Genomic DNA, 20,679 nt, shown 5'->3' on the forward strand with positions numbered 1-20,679 from the left:
TTCCATCAGGAACGAGGCTCGCGACGCAGAGACCGGGCCTTGATACGCATGCGCGGACGCGCAGATCGAGAGCCGAATACGTGATCCTAGGCCGGTTCGCTCAAGATGTCGTGTGCTAGTCCGCCGTATCGCGCGAAATTGAGAGGGGAGAGAGCCAATATTCGCGTGATACCGTCAAGCTGCCCGCTTCTGGTAATCCTTCACATCCGTGAACCGCAGATCCGGCGCCCGATCCTCCTCGTAGCGGAGCGAGAAGGCGGTGGTCGCCATGAAGACGGGCGCGCCGTCGAGGTCGCTCGCCATCGCCGAGCCGTGGCTGCCGATGAACGTGTCGATCGCGGCCTCCGAATCCGCCTCGATCCAGCGGCAGATCGAGAAGCGCGTCGGCTCGTAGTCGATCGGCAGCCCGTACTCGGCCTGGAGGCGCTCCTTCAGCACGTCGAGCTGCAGCGCGCCGACGACGCCGACGATGGCCTGGGAGCCGTCATGGGGCCTGAAGACCTGGACGACGCCCTCCTCGCCCATCTGCTGCAGGGCCTCCCGCAGCTTCTTGGCCTTCATCGCGTCGGTGAGCTTGATCCGGCGCAGGATCTCGGGCGCGAAGCTCGGCACTCCGCGGAACACGATCTCCTCGCCCTCGGTCAGCGTGTCGCCGATGCGCAGCGTGCCGTGGTTCGGGATGCCGACCACGTCGCCGGCGAAGGCCTCGTCGGCGATGGCGCGGTCCTGCGCGAAGAAGAATTGCGGAGCCGAGAGCGACATCGGCTTGCCGGTGCGCACGAGCCGCGCCTTCATGCCCCGCGAGAGCTTGCCCGAGCAGACCCGCATGAAGGCGATGCGGTCGCGGTGGTTCGGGTCCATGTTCGCCTGGATCTTGAAGACGAACCCGGTCATGCGCGGCTCGGTGGGCGCGACGAGGCGCTTGTCGGAATCCTGCCCCCGCGGCGGCGGCGCGAAGCGCGCCAAGCCGTCGATGAGGTCGCGCACCCCGAAATTGCGCAAGGCCGAGCCGAAGAAAACCGGCGTGAGGTGCCCCTCGCGGAAGGCGTCGAGGTCGAAGCGCTTGAGGCCGGTCTCGGCGAGCTCCGCCTCCTCGCGCCATGTCGCGGCCTCCCCCTCCTCGGTGAGGAGCTGATCGAAGAGCGGGTCCTCGACGCCGGAGACCGGGACGGTGCCGGCGTCGTCGGCCGCGTCGAGGCGGCGGACACGGCCGTTGCCGAGGTCGTAGGTGCCCGCAAAGCTTCGGCCCCGCCCGATCGGCCAGGTGACCGGGGCGACGTCCAGCGCCAGGGTCTTCTCGATCTCGTCCAGCAGCTCGAAGGGATCGCGGGCCTCGCGGTCGAGCTTGTTCACGAAGGTGACGATCGGAATGTCCCGAAGCCGGCAGACCTCGAACAGCTTGCGCGTGCGCGCCTCGATGCCCTTGGCCGCGTCGATCACCATCACGGCCGAATCCACGGCCGTCAGCGTCCGGTAGGTGTCCTCCGAGAAGTCCTCGTGGCCCGGCGTATCGAGCAGGTTGAAGACGCAGTCGCCATACTCGAAGGTCATCACCGAGGTGACGACGGAGATGCCGCGCTCCTTCTCGATGCCCATCCAGTCGGAGCGGGTCGAGACGCGGTTGCGCTTGGCCTTGACCTCGCCGGCAAGCTGGATGGCGCCGCCGAACAGCAGCAGCTTCTCGGTGAGCGTCGTCTTGCCGGCATCCGGGTGGGAGATGATGGCGAAGGTGCGCCGGCGCGCGACCGGATCGGCCGGGCGGGTATTGGCGGCTTCGGTCGGGTTCTGCATCAACATCGCGGGGGGCGACTTTCGATTCCGGGTCGGCGGGTTCGAGCATGGATCGGGCGCGGCGCGCCGGCGCGTTCACCGGACCCGAGACGTCGCCCTCTTACCCTGTTCCGCGGCGCCGACGAAAGCCGCGCCCTAACCCCGGCCGATGAAGGGCATCTTCGTTGCCATCACGGTGAGGAAGGGCACGTTGGCGTCGAGCGGCAGGCCGGCCATGTAGAGGACGGCATCGACCACGTGGCGCAGGTCCAGGAGCGGCTCGGGCCGGCGCGAGCCGTCCGCCTGCAGGATGTCGGCCGCCATCGGCCGGGTCATCTCCGTCTCGGCATTGCCGATATCGATTTGGCCGCAGGCGATGTCGTGGGGGCGCCCGTCGAGGATCGTCGCTTTGGTCAGGCCGGTGACCGCGTGCTTCGTCGCGGTGTAGGCGGCGGCGTTCGGCCGGGGCGCGTGGGCCGAGATCGAGCCGTTGTTGATGATGCGCCCGCCGCGCGGCTCCTGCGCCTTCATCAGCCGGAACGCTCCTTGCGTGCACAGGAAGGCCCCCGTGAGGTTCACGTTGACGACGGCGCGCCATTGCGCGAGCGGGAGCTCGTCGATTGGAACCGATGGCGCAAAGAGGCCCGCATTGTTGAACAGGAAGTCGAGCCGACCGAACGTCTCGTGCACCCGCGCGAACAGGCGTTCGACGGCCTGCGGATCGGCGACGTCGGCGGCGACCGCGTGCGCCTCGACGCCCTGGGCACGGGCCTCGCTCGCCACGACCTCCAGCGGGTCAGGCCTGCGCCCGGCCAGCACGAGATCGTAGCCCGCTCCCGCGAGCCCGAGGGCCACGGCCCGGCCGATGCCGGAGCCAGCTCCCGTCACGACGGCGCTGCGTCTCATTTCTCAACCTCGCTCAAGCCGACGATGCCGGTCCCCTGTTGCCAAGCCCGGACCGCTGCGTCTAGACAACGCCCGGCCTAAAGCGATGGGGCGTCGCCAAGTGGTAAGGCAGCGGTTTTTGGTACCGCCATTCCCAGGTTCGAATCCTGGCGCCCCAGCCAACTTCCCGCTAAAGCATTGATAGTGCTCACATCCGGGTCGTCCGCCGCAGCGGATCGGCCGTGTTGTTACAATTCGCTGCTACAATCGCCGTTGTCGAGCGGCGTGGAGCAGCATGGCACGCCTCGTCAATGTCACACGCCGCGCCGGCATCTTCCACTTCCGGCGGGTCGTCCCACTCAACCTGCGTGCGCGCCTCCAGCGACGCGAGCTCGTCCGCTCTCTCGGCACGACATGCAGCTCAGCTGCCAAGCTTCGGGCCGACCTGCTATACCGCGAATCCGAACGCCTCTTCGTTGCTGCCTCAACCATGCTGCCACAAGACCAGCTCGCGCGCCTCGTCCAAGACTTTTACACGCTCGTCCTCGACATCGACGACCACCGACGCCTCCTCGAGGGTGCCCTGGAGGAGGAGGACCATGCCTTCCAGGTAGCCTTCCTCGAAGATCTCATTAACCGGCACCGCAGCGCACTCGCGCGCAATCAGTTTGAAGATGTGGAGTTGGCGACCAGTGTGATCCTGCGGAGGCAGGGCATCACGCCGGAGAGCCTGGGCCCGGGGGAACACAACCAAATCAGGCAAGCCATCCTGCGCGCCGGTATAGACCTCGCGCAGCAGCTGCGGGCTCGCTACGACGGCAACTTCAATTACGAGCCGAGAGACAAACTCCTCCAGACTCCGATTGCTGCCACGCCGAAGTACGTGACGTCCGTCACAGCCGCGGGAGCAATCCCCTCAATTACTGTGTTCTCAGACTCCCTGCCCCCGGTCACTGATACCCCCGCAGTATCCAAGGTTCAGGCATCGGCATCACTGGACGGGCCGTTGCTGTCGGTCGTAGGTCAAGAGTTTCGCCGCGACCAGCATTCCACGAAAACCTGGGATGCCCAGACGGCGAACCAGGCCAGTGCCACCTACCGACTCTTCATCGAGGCCTGCGGTGACCGACCCCTCGCAGCTTACGGGCGGCCTGACGCTGACCGGTTCCGCAAGCAGGTGTCTCTGATGCCCTGCGACTACAGCAAGGCCGTGCAGTACCGTGGTCTCACCGTGCCCCAGATTGTAGAGAAGGCTGAGGTCGAGGCCGTGACGCGGGCCGTCAAGCGTCTGAGCCAGCGCACCGTCAAGCGGCACTTCTCCGCCCTCTCAGCACTCTGGTCCTCGTCAATCTCTGCGGGCGCAGTCAAGGAGAACATCTTCGCCGGCTTCCGCTTCGCCGCAGCCAAGCGGGCCAAGGACCAGCGCCCCATGTGGTTGCGGTCTGAACTGAGGCAGCTCCTCTCAACGCCAGTCTGGACAGGCTGCAAGTCGGACGTACGGCGCGGGGAACCGGGCTCGCTGATCCTTCGCGACGAGTATTATTGGATCCCGCTCATTGGCGTCTTCTCAGGTATGCGCCAGGAAGAGATCTGTCAGCTGCACGTGGCAGACGTGAGAGAGGAAGAGGGTATCACCTTCTTCGACCTCAACGAGCGCCCTCCGCGCAAGCTCAAGAACGCCACCGCAGTGCGCCGGGTGCCGGTCCACAAGGAGTTAGTTCGCCTCGGTCTGCTGGATCATGTGACGGCCTGTCGTCGGGCCGGCGAGGCTTTGCTCTTCTCAAACCTTACCCGCGGCGGTGCTGACGCCCGGCTCGGTCACGCATTCTCCAAGTGGTTCACGCGTTACCGCCAGGAACAGGGTTTGTACCGGTCCGGCCTGGATTTCCACGCACTGCGCCACACAGCTACGACACTGATGCATCAAGCCGATGCTAACCCCGTCGTGGTCGACCACGTTACAGGCCATACGACAGAGGGCGAGACCAGCCGCTACACGAAGGGATCGACTCTCCTGCAGCTGCAGGATGCCATCAATCTCATCGACCTCCACTTCGACGTGACTTCCCTAGCCCTGACGAAAGGGCTGAAGGTCACTACGGGTCCAGGCCGTAAGCCTCACCCGAGCACGCGAAAGAAACGGGCAGCACGCAGCTCAAACCTGACGACCCGAAAACGCTAGTAGATCTTCATCACGTCGCGCTTCTCGCGCGAACGTCATTTCACCATATCAGTGCACACGCCAGGCCCCTTACGGGCTCCGAGCCTCCACCGCTAACCAGGCGGGACGGGGACCGCCGGATCAAGCGCCGAAGGGCATCGGCATAAAAAGGGCAGCCCGGTCACCTGGGCTGCTCAGGAGAGAGGAACGGCCAGCGCCCCAGCCCTCTCAGACGACTTCCCACTCCAAGGGTTCGGAGAGTGGGGTCCGTCCGCGTTGACCACCGGGAAGGTGGGAAGCGACGTGTAAAAGCCGACCGCTCAACCCCGGCTTACCTGTGACAAGGTTGCGTTTCCGGCCCCAGCTCCGACGGCCTCCCAGAGAGACCGACGCGAGCATCAGCTTCTGCCACTCACCGGCGAAGCTGTGCCCTGTCGGGCACAACAACCCCTCGGGCCTCCCTGTCAGGAGCAACGCCGAGCCGCTTCATACCAAGATCCCCTCCATAAAGAGGGGATCGGTGAGGAGGACAACCGAACGACCCGCCACGGCGCCCGTTGCCAGCCCTGAATAGCCAGCCGCCGATCTCCGACCGACCCGCAGTCCCTGGGTCCGTCTGGCAGTCCGGCGCCTTCCTGCAATCCGGCGGTCCGGCGCCCTCCCGCAACGCCTTGCACTCACACGAGATCTGGCAACACCGTTCCGTTTTTCGCGAAGGTGACTCCGTTTTGACGACATCGTCGACCAGCCTTTCAGATGCACAGGGTCAGCGAGAGTTCGTCTGGGGCCGTTCATGCCTCCACCCGTCACGGGGCGCTCAGTCCCCCTGCCCCCTCATGGCTCCAGGCCGAGATTGAATCGTAGCAGCCAGCTGCCTACCCTGCGGCATGTCACTGCCTCTCATTGCTGCCGAGATCTCCCGCTTTCTCGGCTCCAACGACCCCGAAATTCTCTGCATCAAGGGACGCTGGGGTGTAGGCAAGACCTACGCGTGGCGACACTTCCTCAAGCTGGCGCAGCAAGAACAGCGCATCAGCTACGACAAGTACTCCTATATCTCCCTCTTCGGTCGGAACTCCCTAGCTGACCTGCGGAACTCCGTCACGGAGAACACGGTCAGCACTAAGGACGTCGAGGCGAAGCCGTCGCCGACGAGCCTCGACAACGCAACCTCGCTGCTGCGTCAGGGTGTGCAGAGAGGCGGCTTCCTCGCGAGTCTCCTGCCGCAGTCGAACGGCTACGCCCAGCTCGCGCAGCGGGCGCTCTACCTTTTCGTCAGGAACACCATCGTCTGCCTGGACGACCTCGAACGTGCCGGGTCCAGCCTCGCCATGAAGGACGTGCTCGGCCTGGCCTCCCAGCTGAAGGACGAGAAGGGCTGCAAGGTCGCGATCCTGCTGAACGACGAGAAGCTCGTCGGCGAGGCCAGGGACGACTTCCAGGCACAGCTCGAGAAGGTCGTCGACGTCGTCATCGATTTCGAGCTGTCACCGGAGGAGGCCGCCGGCATCGCCCTCGACGCCCGGACGGTCTTTCACGACAAGCTGCGCGCCGACTGCATCAAGCTGAAACTCGACAACATCCGCGTCATCAAGAAGGCCGAACGCTTCTGCGCTCGCCTCGAGCCGCTGCTGTCGGAGTTCGATGAGCGCGTGCTGGAGCAGTGCGTTCATACGGCGACCCTCGCCTGTTACGCCAAGTACCAGCCCGACAAGGCTCCCAGCTTGAGTTCCATCCGCGCTTTCGATCCCTGGGCCGCAGCGGTCCGGTCGGTGAACGGCGACAAATCCGAGGTCGACCCGCACTACGTGATCATCCAAGACTACGGCATCAGCCATATCGACGGCCTCGATGAGGTCGTCCTGAGCGCGGTCGATCGTGGCTTCTTCGACGAGGAGCAGTTGAAGGTCGAGGCGAAGCAGGTCAACGATAGCCTTCGCACCAGCGACATGCGGGCAGACTATCACCGAGCCTGGGAAATCTACCGATCCTCCTTTGCCCGGAACGAGGACGAACTAGCTACGGCCCTGACACAGGCCGTGGAGCGCAACGTCGCCATCATCGAACCTCCCAACCTCGACGGCGTCGTCTCCATGCTGCGCGAGCTGGGGTACGGAGACCGTGCCTCCGGCCTCATCGGCTTCTTCCTGGCGGCCAAGGAACGAGAGGGCCCAAGTTACTGGGATCCCAGTAACTTCGAGTACCACGGGCGCATCCGGGACGCGGAGTTCATCTCGGCCATGGCTGAGCGCCGTCGCTCCTTCGAGGAGCCAGTTAACCCCCTGCAGCATCTGATGAGGGTCGGCGAGCGCGACGGGTGGGGCGAAGAGGACGAGGCCGCCATACTCCAAATCTCGGAGGAGGAAGTTGCAGGTATCCTGCTCAGTTCAACCGGCGAAGAATTCAGGCTAATCGTGTCGAGCTATCGGACCTTCCTGTCCATCAGCAACCCCTCACCGAGCGTCACTGAGATCTGCCGCAGGGCCAAGGCCGCCCTCGCGCAGGTCGCAGGCGAAAGCACGCTCAACGCCATGCGGGTCAAGAGTCAGTTTCACGGCATCGACCTGAACGCCTGAGTCTTTCCCCCGGCTGTAGCGGTCCCGCCGGTCCCACCCCAAACCGCAACTCCCTACCAGAGCTGATCTTTTCGCGGAGCCACTCCGTTTTCTTCCAGGGCAGCTCCGCTTTTGTCAGCGGCGAGCGCCACCTCCTCAGATGCACAGCGTGGTCAGTAGCTCCGTCTGCAACCGTTCATGCTCAGCCCGCGCCGCTGCTTCCCGCTGCGGCCGAGTTACCTCGTCCCAAGCGTCAAGGTACTCCGTCGAGAACAACACGTGCGGGTCTGTCTCGCCACAAGTCAGTGCCGAAGGCGTGATGCCGTATTGCGCCCGTATGGCCGCCACGTTCTTCCGATCCAGGTTCCGGCTGACGCCGAACCGTTTCGTTGTCACCAAGCCTTGTGACTTCAACTTCAGCCTTGCGGCCTTCTGCACCGCCAGCGGCACGGCGGACCGTTCCGGGTCGATGAGCCGGCGCTCCTTCGGTGCCACCAGCCCTTTCATCATGTACTGAAACAGTCGCCACTGCGCCGTGACGTCACGGTCCCATCGGTGCAGCAACCGCGCCGCGCGGGTGCCCAGACGCCAGTGCACGTTCCGGCCCGAGATCGTCTGCACGGCCAGCTCGACCTGCCGCCGCAGCCACTGCTTGTCCGCCTTTGGCATCACCATGAGAATGTGACTGTGCAGACCGTGCCGGCGGCCGTTCTCGATCACCCACACGAGGCCGTAGGGCTTCCCATGCTTCCGGCACGCCTTCCGCAACAGCTCCAGGTAGCGCTGGTGAGCCTCCGCCACCGCCGCCGGCTCCGTTATGCCTACCCTTGACCACGTAATCGACAGGAAGGTGTTCAGCACGCCGCCGAAGCAGTTCGACAGCGCGATCCCCTCGTAGCCCTGCCGGAACTGCTTCGTCGTCAACGCTGCCGTCAGATTCCAGCTACCAACCGCACGGCCATGCTCGCGCGCGTTCCGGCCGAACACCGCCTGGTGGCGGGCCACTTCCGGGGCCGTGCTGCCTGCACCGACCCAGTTCCGCCGGCCGATGTCCTCGGGTTCCAGCCCATGCTCCCGCAGGAATCGCAGCTTCTCCCCGAGCCCCTCGACCCGGTCAAAGAAGGCTCGACGAGGATCCTCCTCATCGTCCATCTCGACGGGCATCACCTTGATCGAACCAAGTGAGGGTACCCGAACACCCGCCTTCTTCAGTACTCGTTGCCAGCTCTCGACAAACGCCCGCTTCGCCGCCGCGTTCTCAGCGACCTTGGCCTCCAGTTCCGCCCACGGTCGTACCGACAAGTTGGACAGCGGCAACGTCTGAAATTTCTGCATGAATGTTCTCCGTTCGGGCACGCACGGAACGCGGCCCCATGAATGGTGGGATATGCGCTGTTGAACACTTCGGCCGACCGACCGAAGCGATTGCGACGCCATCACGCCTCGTCGGCCTTCTGCTCGTCCGTCCCCAGCATCGCCGCCGCGATCTGCTCGCCGACGCGTTGCTGTGCCGCTTTGCGGGCTGCACCCACATGGTCCGGGTACGCCATCCGCTTGACGCGAGCTCGCTCCGCCGCAATCTGCTCCGGCGGAATGACGAGGTTCTCCGGAGGTATCAGGCTACAGACGGGGGGCACATGCCGGGGCTGCCGCGCCCTTTTCGTCGACTGCTTCCGAGGCGCGGAGCGTGCTGCCTCCGTATGATCGAACTTGCCGATCCGGCTCTGCGCGACTGCACTGTAGAATGAGCTGTCGGCCAGCAGCGTCACCAAGGCACGGTACTGGGGGCAGCTTGGGTGAAAGCCTGCGTAGGCAAGCCGAGCCTGCAGCTCATCCCGGGCCAACCCGCTGGGCAGGTCCATGACACGCGGCAGGTGTCGCGCCTGCACGGAAGTCGCTTCAAGCTCTGCAGCCTGCCGGGCATCCGCGCGCGCCATCTCCTCCCGTCCTGAGACCACCAAGTCGGCGAAATCCGGGTCAATCTGCTTGGTACGCTGTTCGTGGAACGGCTCGCATGCTCGGCAGAAACACCCCTGCGTAAGTAGCCGGGCGGCCTCAGCCTGGATCGGCAACGGGGGCGACGATAGGTTGTTTTGTTGGTCGGACAAGGTGACAAACTCCCTGATCATGCAGGGCTCTTCACCGGGGTCGACGACCCCCAATTGCTCCTGCGGAGCAATATAGGGCCGAGCACGCCGAATCTGCAGCTGCCAAGCTTGAAAAACTGCGCCGCGCCTCCCGACTCATGCACCTCCAGCATGAGGACCTGCGAAAGCTGCCGGCACTGGTACGAAAACGCATCTGTGCCGCGTTACCCCCACCCAAGTCTTCAGCTTGAGCGAACGAGCACGTCTGCACCGAAGGCCGAACCAAGGCATATACCTCAGGTTGCTAATCTTAGCACACTTGCGTGCGCATTCAGAACTTTCGCCGTCCTCCCTTCAGCGCCTGCGGTGGGTCAGCGCCCTCCATCGGCTGAACAAACAGTCCACCCAGCGGCACGCTCAGCGCTGCTGCCATCTCCACAGTCGAAACGGCTCTCCCCTTCGCTGCCTGACCGCAACAAAGCACCAGCGTTTGTGAAGCTTCGTCGCGACCCTGCGACGAGCCTACGATGAATCACACCGACACCACACTGCCAGCCGAAGCTCATGCTCAGCGGCACCCGAGTCGTCGGCGGCTTCTCGCGCTCCTGGCTGGCGTGCCACTCTTCAGCGCAAAGCCGAGCCGGACCGAGGCAGGCGTGACCGATGCCACACCTGACATCATTCCGGTGCTGCACGAGACCTTCCAACGGCTCAAGACTGAACATCAGCGCGTAGTCCGCCAGTGCGACCGGCTCGAAACGTCGCTCCGAGCTGAGCTCGAGCTGCCCCGGGTGCAGCTGCCGAGGCAAGCCGGCGAACCTGTCCGCTACGCCGCCGACGTCGCGACGATCATCCGCTACGTCCCCCCTGGCTGGCGCCGCTCTCGCCTGCAGGCGGTTCTGCTGCAGCGGCAGGAGGCTTGGGAGCGTGGTTCAGAAGTCTGTGGGCTCTCGCGTGTTCAAGCACGGGAGGCTGCCCTGAACCAAGCTGTTCGTGAGGCAGTTGCAACGCTCCTCGCCACACCAACCGTCACTCCTACTGGCATCCAGCTCAAGCTGCTGGCCCTACTCGCCACGCAGGAACCCGGCCCTGCCTTCCGGGATACCTCGCCCTGGCGTGAGCTGCGCATCATCCAAGAGGATCTCGACAAGCTCGCCAACAGCTGAGGTCGCCTCTTCGTGGCTCACGGATCCAATTCTACAAAGCGGTTCATGTCTGCCGCAATAACAGAAGTGGCGCAGCCTGTGCGAAGCACCTAGTGCTGGCTAAATACAACCATATACTTCTGAAAGAACTCTCCCGCCGGATGCCCTTGCCGGGACAGATGCCGTCAAAGCGGGAGGCGAAACTTTAGACACGCGGCGGCTCAAACCGGTCAAGGAAGCGCAGGCCGTCCCATAGCTCGATGGCGTGCTCGTTCACCATACCCTTGGCTATGGCAAGCGCCGCACCCTCGCCCCAGGCCGAGAACTCAACAGTCTTCAGGATCCGCCCATTCTCGTAGAGAACGAGTGCCCGGTAGCGCCGTGCGCTGCTTGTAGGGTCGCTCTCAGAAGCCGGAGGATCGACAGACATATGCTAGCGCCAAGGCGACTCGCGGCAAGCTAGGCGGCGCCCAACGCCAGCGCAACAACAAATTTGTAGTTCGCGTCACTGGTTGGGGCGAGGGGCCAAAGTTGGTGTGGGGTGAAGGATCAATAGGCGCATAACAACAAGCTCATTAAGGGCTATGGCTACCGGATGAGCCAAGTCCCGACAAGAGATAGCGCAGCAGAATACACGGCGCGCCCCTCTTCATCCGTCACAAGCACAGTAATTATCTTTCTATCTTCTTGTATTACTGTCTCGTTCGCGGCAATCGCAGGCAGAAGGCGCCTCGCCGCTAAAGCTGCCGACTCCAAATCGGTACAATAGGTACCCTCTTCATCGCGCTGGTAGCCGCCGTCATGAACGTCGAAGAAGTAAAAAGGCACGAGGCTCTCCACGCATCAAGGGCAGGAGCACGAGTATCTCTCAAGCGCGGTACGCCCTGTCTCAGAGCCGCGACGACGGTAAACTACAGCAACGTTTGGACGCTCACACTTACATTAGCAGGGGCTGCGTTTTAACATTTACAAAGCGGATAGCAGCACGCCCGCCCAAATACGCGAACGACACAAATGTCAAAGGCTCGTGCTGAAGGCTCACAAACCAAGTGAAACCGCTGGTGTGGCGACGCTATATCTTTTGCTTCTGTTGGCTCTGCACGGACGACGCGGCCGGAGCACTCCCTCGACGGCACCGCCGGTCCGCCACACCGCCAGTAGACACCTCCATACGCTCCTCCAACGCCCCGGATCGCTGGGGACGAGAGCGCAAGATCAGCTGTCCTTCCCTCTCCTAGTTGTCCGTTCGGTCAAACACCAGCCGCCGCATGCAGATCCGTGGCCGCTCGGAAAGTCGTCCGTTAGGGTCTTCGCATTTGTCCGTCACCGGCCTCGCAAGAAAGTCGGGCTGTCCCTGAACCTTGGTCTGCACTCACCCGCAGCCCGAGGTCCACGGTATGAGCCACCCCCCTTCGTCCTCAATCGCGAAATCTGAATCAGCCTTTACCCAGCCCCTCATACATGCCCCCTTCCTCGACGAGGCCACCCGCCGCCGGCACCACACCTTCGTCGCTACCGACGACCGTCATGCTGCTTCATGCCGAATGCTGGCCCATCTCTGGAGGCAGGACCAGCAGCTGCCAGCCGCCACCTTCGTCTCACGCGATTCGGCGAACAAACCGCGCCGTCGCCCAGCCAATTGGCTGCTGCGCCAGGAGGCTGCTCACGCTGGCGCCACCTTCCTCGCTCCCACCATCCGCGACCACGCTCGTCAGACGCTTCTCTTCCGTGAGCCCGGCGCCCTGTGGAACGAGGAGCGACTGTGGGGGCATCTTCTGTCCTCCCAGGCCATGACCGTGAACCTTTTGGCCGGTATGGCCATCGACCTCACTCTCGCTACTCAGGTCTGGCGCTCGCTCCTGCCAGATTTCGTCCATGAGGTTCGAGGCATCAGGTTAGAACACAGCCCGGGAAGATTCGACGACGCCTGGTTTGGCGACGGCACCGCCGTAGACGCCCTCATCGAGGCCGTCACGCCGGAGGGCGAAGCCGCTGTCATCACGATCGAAGTTAAGCTCGTGGAGGGCCTAACCGGCCCGTCCGCGACGCCGAGAGAAAGGTATGTCGAAGCGGCCCAGGCTAGCGGGCTCTACAAGGACGCCAGCAGCCTCACCCTGGCTCGCGCCGGCTTCGAACAGCTGCACCGCGAGCACGTCTTGACGGACCTCATGCTGCGTCACGGCCTCGCCTCGCGCGGCCAGTTCGTTCTGATCGCCCCAAAGCTCAACCGGCGGGCTCAAGCCGTCGCTGCCCTCTATCGCACCGAACTGGTTGACCCGGCGGGCACGAACAGCCCCGCCACTGTCGGCTTCGTGAACATTACGCTGGAGGCAGTCATCGCGGCCATCGCGCAGGCCGGCGCCACCGACCTCGCTCAACGGCTCTGGACGCGGTACTGCGACCACGCGCGGGTCGCCCGCTTCGTTCTGTATGGCGACGAGCGGCCTTTGGCTGGGACCATGCCCGCGCTGTCCGCACCCGCCTCGCACGAAAGCGCCGACATCAGTCCTGCAGCCTTCATGGCACCAGAAACTAAGACTTCCGGATCACCACGGCGCCGCCGCGCTTCATGAGCGACCAGACCTGAGGCGGCTTAGCTGCCCCAGGTCAGCCTGAAGGTGCATACAATCCAAGTCGTCGGGCGGTGTGCGAGACGCGCTCTGCACCCTCTGCGCGGGAGGTCCAAAAGCGCTCAGCGCAGGTGGGAAGGCCAGTCCCGCGAGCCTCCCCAAGCAGAAGGGGAAGCACTTTACTTTCAATATTTTATGGGTCCTAGGGGCGTCAACCGCTCCGTTTCTTCGTGGGCAAGCTCCGTTTCTCCGTCCCTTCGGAGCGGAGCAGCCTCCTGGCATCTGTGACCGCCGTCCAACTCAAAACGAGGACACACGGCTGCGACGGCGTCCAAAAGCTGAGTAGGTGGTAGGGTCAGGTTCGGTGGCTTCAGCTCTCTCATCCTCGCCAGCCTGGTCAGTGCTGCTCTCTATGTCTTTCCGTGACGCGCTCGATCTCCTTTGCACGCTGCATCACGACACGGATCGCCTCCTATCGCCCGCGCGTGCGTTGATCGCGAAGCTGCTGGCGGCGCATGCCCAGAAGTTCGATCTCACTCTCCGCAGCACCAGGCCTGTAAAAAATGAAAAGGTCAGCCGTCCGGTCAACCTCGTGACCGAAGGATCGCGGCGTCAAGACGGTACGGCTGACCAACAAGTTAGGACGCTTACTGACCCCTCAATGTGGGGAGGAACTGAGCGTCCTGGCTGATGCTTATCGTGGCAACGGCCCGCTTCGTGCGATCCTCGGGCCAAGGTGCAGCCTTCTCAGGCGCACGATTATCGTAGACCATCGTGCCCTGACCCTTGCGCATCGTGACGTTGCCGCGCTTCGTCCGCAACACGACCTCGCCGTCGAGCACCAGAACACCGTAGCCACCATCGATAGCCCCGCCCCAGACCGTGGTGCCGCGCACGCCAAGCGTGCCCACTGCCGTCTTGATGGCGACGTTGCCGCCGGTCGGACCCTCGATCTTGCCACCTACAAACAGGAAGGCACCGCGAACCACATCGACGGTCAACTTGCCGCCGCGACGGCCAGGCTTGTAGGCAAACTCATCAACCGCCATCGCCGCGTTCTCGCCTAGAGTGAGCACAGTGCCGTCCTCAAGCTTGGCTTCGAGCCGTGAGGCGCTCCCCGTCCGGATCATGTCGCGGAAGTAGACAGGGCCGGCAGGAGCCATATCGCGTTCGCTGCCCTCCTGATCCGCCACTGCCTGACGTTCGACCTTGTCGACCGTGCCGACTTGCTTTGGTGCCGCCCAGAGTGGTGTCGCGGAGAGAAGGCTGACTGAACCAACGAGCACTGTGACGAACTGGCGAGTGAACATGGGCGTAAGACCTGAAGGAGGACAGGAGGCCCTTTGCGTGCTTGTGCGAGACGCTTCAAGCGGTCAGGGCATCGAGATCGGACACGATCAAGCTTTCACAATCGTAAAGACCGCCTGCGACATCTTTAAAGACGCCGGTGAGTCTCAACAATTCCCCTGCTGACACTGGAAGTCGCGACGATTCCTACAAAGGCTTCTAAGAGCACAAGCAAGGCCCAACCCTTGTACCACGCGCACTATATCACTTCCTTGGTAGCAAGGTTCTGACATCGCTTGATTTCCGCGCGTGCGGTGGCGACATCGAGGACACGGATAAAGGTGCGGCGAACTTCTGGTGGATCGAGTGCAATTATTGACTATACATCAAGCTAAACGCTCGGCTGTTCGGAGCCCATCATATGTAAAAAAGCAGCTGCATACTTTCTAAGCAACAGCAGTGACGCTCAAATGGGTCTAATTGACTTAACGACTTGTTAAACGAGTTTGTCGATCATGCACGAAGATCCGACAGCTGTTCGGACGCTGAGGGGCCCGCAGAGTACGTGGCCCGACCTTGGTGCTGCCATGATCCCAACCCGCGCAACCTCGGCCAAGCTCGCTGCTCTCGACCGTTCGCAGGCCGTCATCGAGTTTAAGCTTGACGGCACCATCCTCGACGCCAACGCCAACTTCCTCGCTGCCGTCGGTTATAGCCTCGCCGAGATCAAGGGCCGTCATCACTCGATGTTCGTCTTGCCCGAGGAGCGCGACGCGCCTGCCTACCAGGCGTTCTGGGAAGCGTTGCGCCGCGGTGAGTTCCAGCAGGCGGAGTATCGACGCGTCGCCAAGGGTGGGCGTGAGGTCTGGATCCAGGCGACCTACAACCCGATCGCCGGACTTTCAGGGCGGCCGACCCGCATCATCAAGTTTGCCACCGACATCACCGCGCAAAAGCTTGCCAGCATCGACGCGGCCGGCAAGGTCTCGGCCATCGACCGCTCGCAGGCGGTGATCGAGTTCGCCCTCGACGGAACCATCCTCACCGCCAACGCCAACTTCCTGGCCACCGTCGGCTACGACCTGACGGAGATCCAGGGTCTTCATCACCGCGTGTTCGTCGACGAAGCGGAGCGCGCGTCTGCCGCCTACCGCGAGTTCTGGGCCGCGCTCGGACGCGGCGAGTTCTCCTCCGGCGAGTACCGGCGCGTCGCCAAGGGCGGGCGTGAGATCTGGCTGCAGGCGACCTACAACCCGATCCTCGACCCCGCGGGCCGTCCCCTGAAGGTGGTCAAGTTCGCCTCGGACATCACGGCCGAAAAGCTGCGCAACGCCGACTACGCCGGCAAGGTCGCCGCCATCGACAAGGCTCAGGCGATGATCGAGTTCGACCTCGACGGCATCATCCTCACGGCCAACGCCAACTTCCTCTCGGCCGTCGGCTACAGCCTCGCCGAGATCCAGGGCCAGCACCACCGCCTGTTCGTTGATCCGGCCGAGCACCAGAGCTCCGCCTACCGCGCTTTCTGGGAGTCCCTGCGCCGCGGCGAGTACCAGAGCGCCGAGTACCGCCGCCTCGGCAAGGGCGGCCGCGAGGTCTGGATCCAGGCAAGCTACAACCCGATCCTCGACCCCTTGGGCAAGCCGATCAAGGTGGTGAAGTTTGCCACCGACATCACCACGGATGTCGCCAACCGACGCCAGTTCCAGCTCCTCTCGCTCGTCGCCAACAAGACCGACAACTCGGTGATCATCACCGACGCGGCCGGACGCATCGAGTTCGTCAATCCCGGCTTCGAGCGCATGACAGGCTACACCGCCGCTGAGGTTGTGGGCCGCACGCCAGGCTCCTTCCTGCAGGGACCAGCCACCAGTGCCGCAACCAAGGCAGAGGTGCGCCAGCACCTGGCGCGCCACGAGGCGTTTTACGACGAGATCCTGAACTACACGAAGGCGGGTGAGCCCTACTGGATCTCGCTGGCCATCAACCCGATCCGCGGGAGCGACGGCAGGATCGAGCGCTTCATCTCCATCCAAGCGAACGTGACGGACACGAAGAAGGCCTCCGTCCAGCGCGGAATCCAGCTCGACGCGATCTCCGCCTCGAACGCGATCTGTGAGTGGACGCTGACCGGTCAGCTGGTCAGCACCAACGACTATCTCAGGAGCCTGGGCGTCCTGCTCGACGAGCGCGTCGCCGACGCCCGCGCCCTGCTCGGCGAGGAGCACCTTCGCGCGCTCGTGGGTGGTCAGCAGATCCGACGCACGCTGGCCTGGCCCGGCCGCGACGGAGCGACGATCTGGTTGGACGCGATCCTGTCCGTGCTGCCGGACCTGGAGGGGCGCCCGGAGCGCGTGCTGATGTGCGCGGTGGACATCTCGCTGCGCCACCGCACGATGGAGCAGACCAACGCCGCCCTCGACGAGGTGCTGACCTCGGCCGCCAAGATCGGCGAGATCACCGGCACCATCGACCAGATCGCCAAGCAGACGAACCTGCTGGCGCTCAACGCGACGATCGAGGCGGCGCGCGCCGGCGAGGCCGGCAAGGGCTTCGCGGTGGTCGCGCAGGAGGTCAAGGCGCTGGCGGGACGCTCGTCGGTGTCCTCAGCCGACATCGCCGGCCTCGTGACGGAGAGCCAGAAGCGGATCAGCGTGCTGGCCGGCACGCTCGAGGCACTCGGTGGCGAGGGTCGAGCGGCCTGACGAGGCCGGCTCGACACCAATCTAGGACCTTTCCCGCCTTGCCCTTGCGCAATCCGGAGCGCTCTCACACGGCTTTCATTACGGCGTGGCCTGTTTCGAGAGAAACTGGCGTTGCTCCTCTCCACCTATCCTTTCGCCGTCGAGGATCCTCCTCATTGGCCGACCTTGGCCCTATTCGACGACTTTCGCGAAGATTTGGCAGGGCGGCCTCAAGCAGCTCACGCTCAAACCCACCCGGGTTAGCGTACAAACTTGATCCTGGAAAGTCAAAGTGAGCAAGAGTGCGCATGCGCGCATCATGAAATATAGTTGTGACTACAACGAAAATCCTGCTGACACGGCACAGTGCCGATTAGCGCCCTGAACCTTCGCCAACTGAAATGTCATGAGTCAGCAACACTTTAAGTTCGTAGACCACAACTCAAGTCAACAGCAAGTCGTTTTACCTTTACTATGGCACTCGGCCGATTTGCAAATGCTAGTTGAATCTCACAAGCCCAAAACACGAGTGCGTTAACTATAAATTACCCTAATTAGGTTCTAATTGGCCCTGATTTGGAAGTGGGGTTATCATGAGCACAACTTTAGCGGCGAGGGCCTTTTCATCTAGGCTTGCGACACCTTCGACAAATGGTTCTGCGACGATGGACCATGTGGCAGCCGAGGCTGCTGAGGTGAAGCGGGTTGCGTCCGAGAAGACGCGTCATATCCAAGCCATCACCGGGCAGGTCAAGATTCTAGCCCTGAACGCCCTGATCGAGGCCGCCCGCGCCGGCGAGCTCGGCCGAGGCTTCTCGGTCGTCGCCCAGGAGGTCCGTTCCATCGGCGCAGAGGTCGAGGGAATCGCTCAGGTGCTCGAGGCAGAACTCACCGGGCGCATCACAGGCCTTCAAACCCTCGTCCAGCAGATCACCGACAGCTCGCAGAACGACCGCATGATCGACCTCGCACTCAACGCCGTCGAGCTCATCGACCGGAACCTCTACGAGCGCACCTGCGACGTGCGCTGGTGGGCGACCGACACCGCGATCGTCGACTGCGCGGCCGAACCGACACCGGAACGCGCGGCCTACGCCAACCAGCGTCTCGGCGTGATCCTCGGCGCCTACACCGTCTACCTCGACCTCTGGCTGTGCGATCTCAAAGGCACCATCATCGCCCACGGACGGCCCGACCGGTACCCTGGTCTGATCGGGCAGAATGTCTCCGGCGAGGAGTGGTTCCGGCAGGCCGTAACACTGCCGAACGGCGACGCCTACGTCGCCGGCGACGTCGGGACTCAGCCGGCGCTGAACGGCGCGCAGGTCGCCACCTACTGCGCGAGCATCCGCGCCGGTGCCAGCCCGACGGGCAGGCCGCTCGGCGTGCTGGCGATCCATTTCGACTGGGAGCCGCAGGCAAGGGCCATCGTCGAGGGCGTGCGCGTCGCACCGGAGAACCGCGATCGCACGCGGGTGCTTCTCGTTGATTCCCGTCATCGCGTCCTCGCGGCGTCGGACGGTCGGGGCGTACTTACTGAAACCCTAGCCTTCAGCCCGGGCAGCAGAGCCAGCGGCGCGGATCGTGATCCCCGCTCAGGCGTCGTCACCGCCTTCCACCGCACCCCGGGCTACGAAACCTATCGGGGTCTGGGCTGGTATGGCGCAATCGTGCAAGCCACCGCAAAGGCCTCTGGTTGAGGCTCCGCCAGGCGGCCGGCCTCATCGCAGCACAATCTGCAGCATCGTCAGAACCCAACCTCCGACAAACTGCTACTTCCCAGTCTAGGATCGCTGCTGTGTCTAGCCCCAACCCTCTTGTGCGAAAGCTGACGGGCTTCTGTGAACTAACAGAGGCGGATCAGAGACTCCTGGAGCAAATCACAGCGAAGCCGAGCGTCGTTAAGGCCCGTACCGACCTCATTTGTGAAGGCGACGTACCCGACGGCGTGTTTCTGATCCTCGAGGGCTTTGCCTGCCGTTACAAGCTACGGTCGAGTGGAGCTAGGCATATCACCGCCTACCTCCTGCCGGGCGATCTCGGCGACGTCGACGTGGGACTGCTGCCCCGGATGGACCATACCATCGGCACGCTCTCGCCCTGCCGCGTGGTCCGGCTTGACCACCCGGTGATCGAGGATCTGCTGCAGAACCACCCTCGCATCGGGCGGGCCCTTCGTATTGGAAAGCTCGTCGACGAGGCGACCCTTCGCGAGTGGTTGGTCAATGTCGGCTGCCGCACCGCCACGGAGCGGGTTGCGCATCTCCTCTGCGAGTTGCTGCTGCGCCTGCGTGTCGTCGGCTTGGCTCCCTCCGACAGCTACACGCTGTCCCTTTTTCAGCGCGACATTGCTGACACAACAGGTCTCTCAAACGTACAGGTCAACCGCTCCCTTCAAAAACTGCGCCGTCAGGGTCTGATCGAGCTGCGTTCGAAGAGCCTCAGAATCCTGGACCTGCCCGGCCTCCAGGCTGTGGCCGAGTTCAAGCCAGACTACCTGCATCTGAACGATCGCACGGCGGCGTGAAGATGCACTAACGCTACAGCGCTCAGCATACGTCGCACCTCGCAGTCCTCGATCTCAGCTTACCTGAGCGTTGCGCTCAACACAGCTGAGAAATTTTATACGGTAACGCCCAACCGAAACAATATCAGCTTGGACTTATTTGTGACTTCCATCCACCGAACCTCGCTTAGGACCATATACTCTCCGCCCTTTACCGACCCACCTTCCGGTCGCTCCGCGAAGTCGGAGGTGGCCCCTCACCTCTAACCGGCTCCCGAAGCAACTCGGCACTCGTCACTCGGAGCGCCGCGGCCAGCTGATCCAAGGCATCCATAAAGGAGTTCTCGGTGGCTCTCTCGATCCGGCCGACGTAGCCGCGGTCCAGACCTGCATCCACCTCCAGCGCTTCCTGGCTCAGCCCCAGCGCGCCACGCAGGCGCCGCACAATCAAGCCCACCAGACTGTTGCCGCCCTGTATCGGACCGAACTCGTCGACTCAGTCGGAACGAACGATACCGTCCCGGTCGGCTTCGTGAACCTGACGCTCGCGACGTGCATCACGGCTATCGCACCGGCCAGTTCATCCGCCCTCGCTCACCTGCTATGGGCCCGCTACTGCGACCACGCGCAGGTCGTTCGCTTCGCGATGCAGGGCAACGAACCCTCCCCAGCAGGACCGAGCTTCGCCCTGCCGGCGCCGAAGCCCCACAACACCGAAGGCCACACCGCCATGCCTCTCGTGGAACTAGGGCCTCTGGGCGACCGCTCAAGGAAGCATTGCGCTTTTCCAACAACCCTCACCAGGGCCCGTTCGGTCACGGCAAGCCCAAACAGGAAGACGCTTCAGTGCCAAGGCCACCCAAACTGCTGGCAAGCCGCTCTGATGCCGTTGTGATCTCCACTACGGCATGCCTATGGACAAGTGGAAAGGCCCGTCCACGGGCCCTCTCGCGTCCTGGAAAAAGAACCTAGGTATATTAGTCACTTACGGATAGAGAGAAGGGCAAATACTCCGTTTCTACCCGGTCG

The 20,679-nt window shown here is 63.4% G+C and carries 14 protein-coding genes, 1 tRNA gene and 1 pseudogene; 9 read left to right on the forward strand and 7 right to left on the reverse strand.

The annotated features are described in order from the left end of the window. Positions 1 to 174: 174 nt before the first annotated feature. Together MFF55_RS01600 and MFF55_RS01605 are read right to left on the reverse strand one after the other, a co-directional pair. Positions 175 to 1,797 (reverse strand): peptide chain release factor 3, encoded by a 1,623-nt coding sequence (locus MFF55_RS01600; RefSeq protein ID WP_238242329.1) that lies wholly within the window; start codon positions 1,795 to 1,797, stop codon positions 175 to 177. Positions 1,798 to 1,926: 129 nt separating this feature from the next. Next, positions 1,927 to 2,676, reverse strand: coding sequence for an SDR family oxidoreductase (locus tag MFF55_RS01605; RefSeq protein ID WP_238242330.1), 750 nt, complete (start codon positions 2,674 to 2,676; stop codon positions 1,927 to 1,929). An 86-nt stretch (positions 2,677 to 2,762) separates the two neighbouring features. On the opposite strand from MFF55_RS01605, the gene MFF55_RS01610 reads away from it, so the two are divergent. The 3 genes from MFF55_RS01610 (at position 2,763) to MFF55_RS01620 (ending at position 7,392) form a co-directional block, all read left to right on the forward strand. After that, positions 2,763 to 2,837 (forward strand) — tRNA-Gln (locus tag MFF55_RS01610). A 113-nt stretch (positions 2,838 to 2,950) separates the two neighbouring features. Beyond that, positions 2,951 to 4,837, forward strand: a complete 1,887-nt coding sequence (locus MFF55_RS01615) for a site-specific integrase (RefSeq protein ID WP_238242331.1) — start codon at positions 2,951 to 2,953, stop codon at positions 4,835 to 4,837. 1,310 nt (positions 4,838 to 6,147) lie between these two features. Then, entirely contained in the window at positions 6,148 to 7,392 is a 1,245-nt protein-coding gene (locus tag MFF55_RS01620; protein ID WP_238242332.1) for a hypothetical protein, read from the forward strand. Between the two features lie 135 nt (positions 7,393 to 7,527). Here MFF55_RS01620 and MFF55_RS01625 read toward each other — a convergent pair whose 3' ends face one another. Beyond that, positions 7,528 to 8,706, reverse strand: coding sequence for a rolling circle replication-associated protein (locus MFF55_RS01625; protein WP_238242333.1), 1,179 nt, complete (start codon positions 8,704 to 8,706; stop codon positions 7,528 to 7,530). 101 nt (positions 8,707 to 8,807) lie between these two features. Beyond that, positions 8,808 to 9,500, reverse strand: a complete 693-nt coding sequence (locus MFF55_RS01630; RefSeq protein WP_238242334.1) for a hypothetical protein — start codon at positions 9,498 to 9,500, stop codon at positions 8,808 to 8,810. A gap of 485 nt (positions 9,501 to 9,985) precedes the next feature. Here MFF55_RS01630 and MFF55_RS01635 point away from each other — a divergent pair, with 485 nt between their 5' ends. Next, the gene (locus tag MFF55_RS01635) at positions 9,986 to 10,624 is read left to right on the forward strand and encodes a hypothetical protein (protein ID WP_238242335.1); all 639 of its coding nucleotides are present in this window, start codon (positions 9,986 to 9,988) and stop codon (positions 10,622 to 10,624) included. Positions 10,625 to 11,191: 567 nt separating this feature from the next. Here MFF55_RS01635 and MFF55_RS01640 read toward each other — a convergent pair. Next, a complete protein-coding gene (locus tag MFF55_RS01640; RefSeq protein ID WP_238242336.1) occupies positions 11,192 to 11,431 on the reverse strand; it encodes a DUF6894 family protein in 240 nt (79 codons plus the stop codon). 569 nt (positions 11,432 to 12,000) lie between these two features. Here MFF55_RS01640 and MFF55_RS01645 point away from each other — a divergent pair. After that, positions 12,001 to 13,176, forward strand: a complete 1,176-nt coding sequence (locus MFF55_RS01645) for a PGN_0703 family putative restriction endonuclease (RefSeq protein ID WP_238242337.1) — start codon at positions 12,001 to 12,003, stop codon at positions 13,174 to 13,176. A gap of 644 nt (positions 13,177 to 13,820) precedes the next feature. On the opposite strand, the gene MFF55_RS01650 is transcribed toward MFF55_RS01645, so the two are convergent. Then, positions 13,821 to 14,483 carry a FecR family protein gene (locus MFF55_RS01650; RefSeq protein ID WP_238242338.1) on the reverse strand — a complete coding sequence of 221 codons (663 nt, stop codon included), beginning with the start codon at positions 14,481 to 14,483 and terminating at the stop codon, positions 13,821 to 13,823. 564 nt (positions 14,484 to 15,047) lie between these two features. On the opposite strand from MFF55_RS01650, the pseudogene MFF55_RS01655 reads away from it, so the two are divergent. From MFF55_RS01655 to MFF55_RS01675, 4 genes and pseudogenes are all read left to right on the forward strand, one after another. Further along, a pseudogene (locus MFF55_RS01655) lies at positions 15,048 to 16,511 on the forward strand (PAS domain-containing protein); the annotation flags it as partial. Between the two features lie 345 nt (positions 16,512 to 16,856). Further along, positions 16,857 to 17,165 (forward strand): methyl-accepting chemotaxis protein, encoded by a 309-nt coding sequence (locus tag MFF55_RS27050; protein ID WP_373874691.1) that lies wholly within the window; start codon positions 16,857 to 16,859, stop codon positions 17,163 to 17,165. A 644-nt stretch (positions 17,166 to 17,809) separates the two neighbouring features. Continuing rightward, complete coding sequence (locus MFF55_RS01670) at positions 17,810 to 18,844, forward strand: methyl-accepting chemotaxis protein (protein WP_238242339.1); 1,035 nt, start codon at positions 17,810 to 17,812, stop codon at positions 18,842 to 18,844. A gap of 98 nt (positions 18,845 to 18,942) precedes the next feature. Beyond that, positions 18,943 to 19,671 (forward strand): Crp/Fnr family transcriptional regulator, encoded by a 729-nt coding sequence (locus MFF55_RS01675; protein ID WP_238242340.1) that lies wholly within the window; start codon positions 18,943 to 18,945, stop codon positions 19,669 to 19,671. A gap of 190 nt (positions 19,672 to 19,861) precedes the next feature. On the opposite strand, the gene MFF55_RS01680 is transcribed toward MFF55_RS01675, so the two are convergent. After that, a complete protein-coding gene (locus tag MFF55_RS01680; RefSeq protein WP_306421372.1) occupies positions 19,862 to 20,107 on the reverse strand; it encodes a helix-turn-helix domain-containing protein in 246 nt (81 codons plus the stop codon). Positions 20,108 to 20,679 lie beyond the last annotated feature (572 nt).

It is taken from the genome of Methylobacterium iners, assembly GCF_022179305.1.
GTDB classification, from domain to species: Bacteria; Pseudomonadota; Alphaproteobacteria; order Rhizobiales; family Beijerinckiaceae; genus Methylobacterium; species Methylobacterium iners.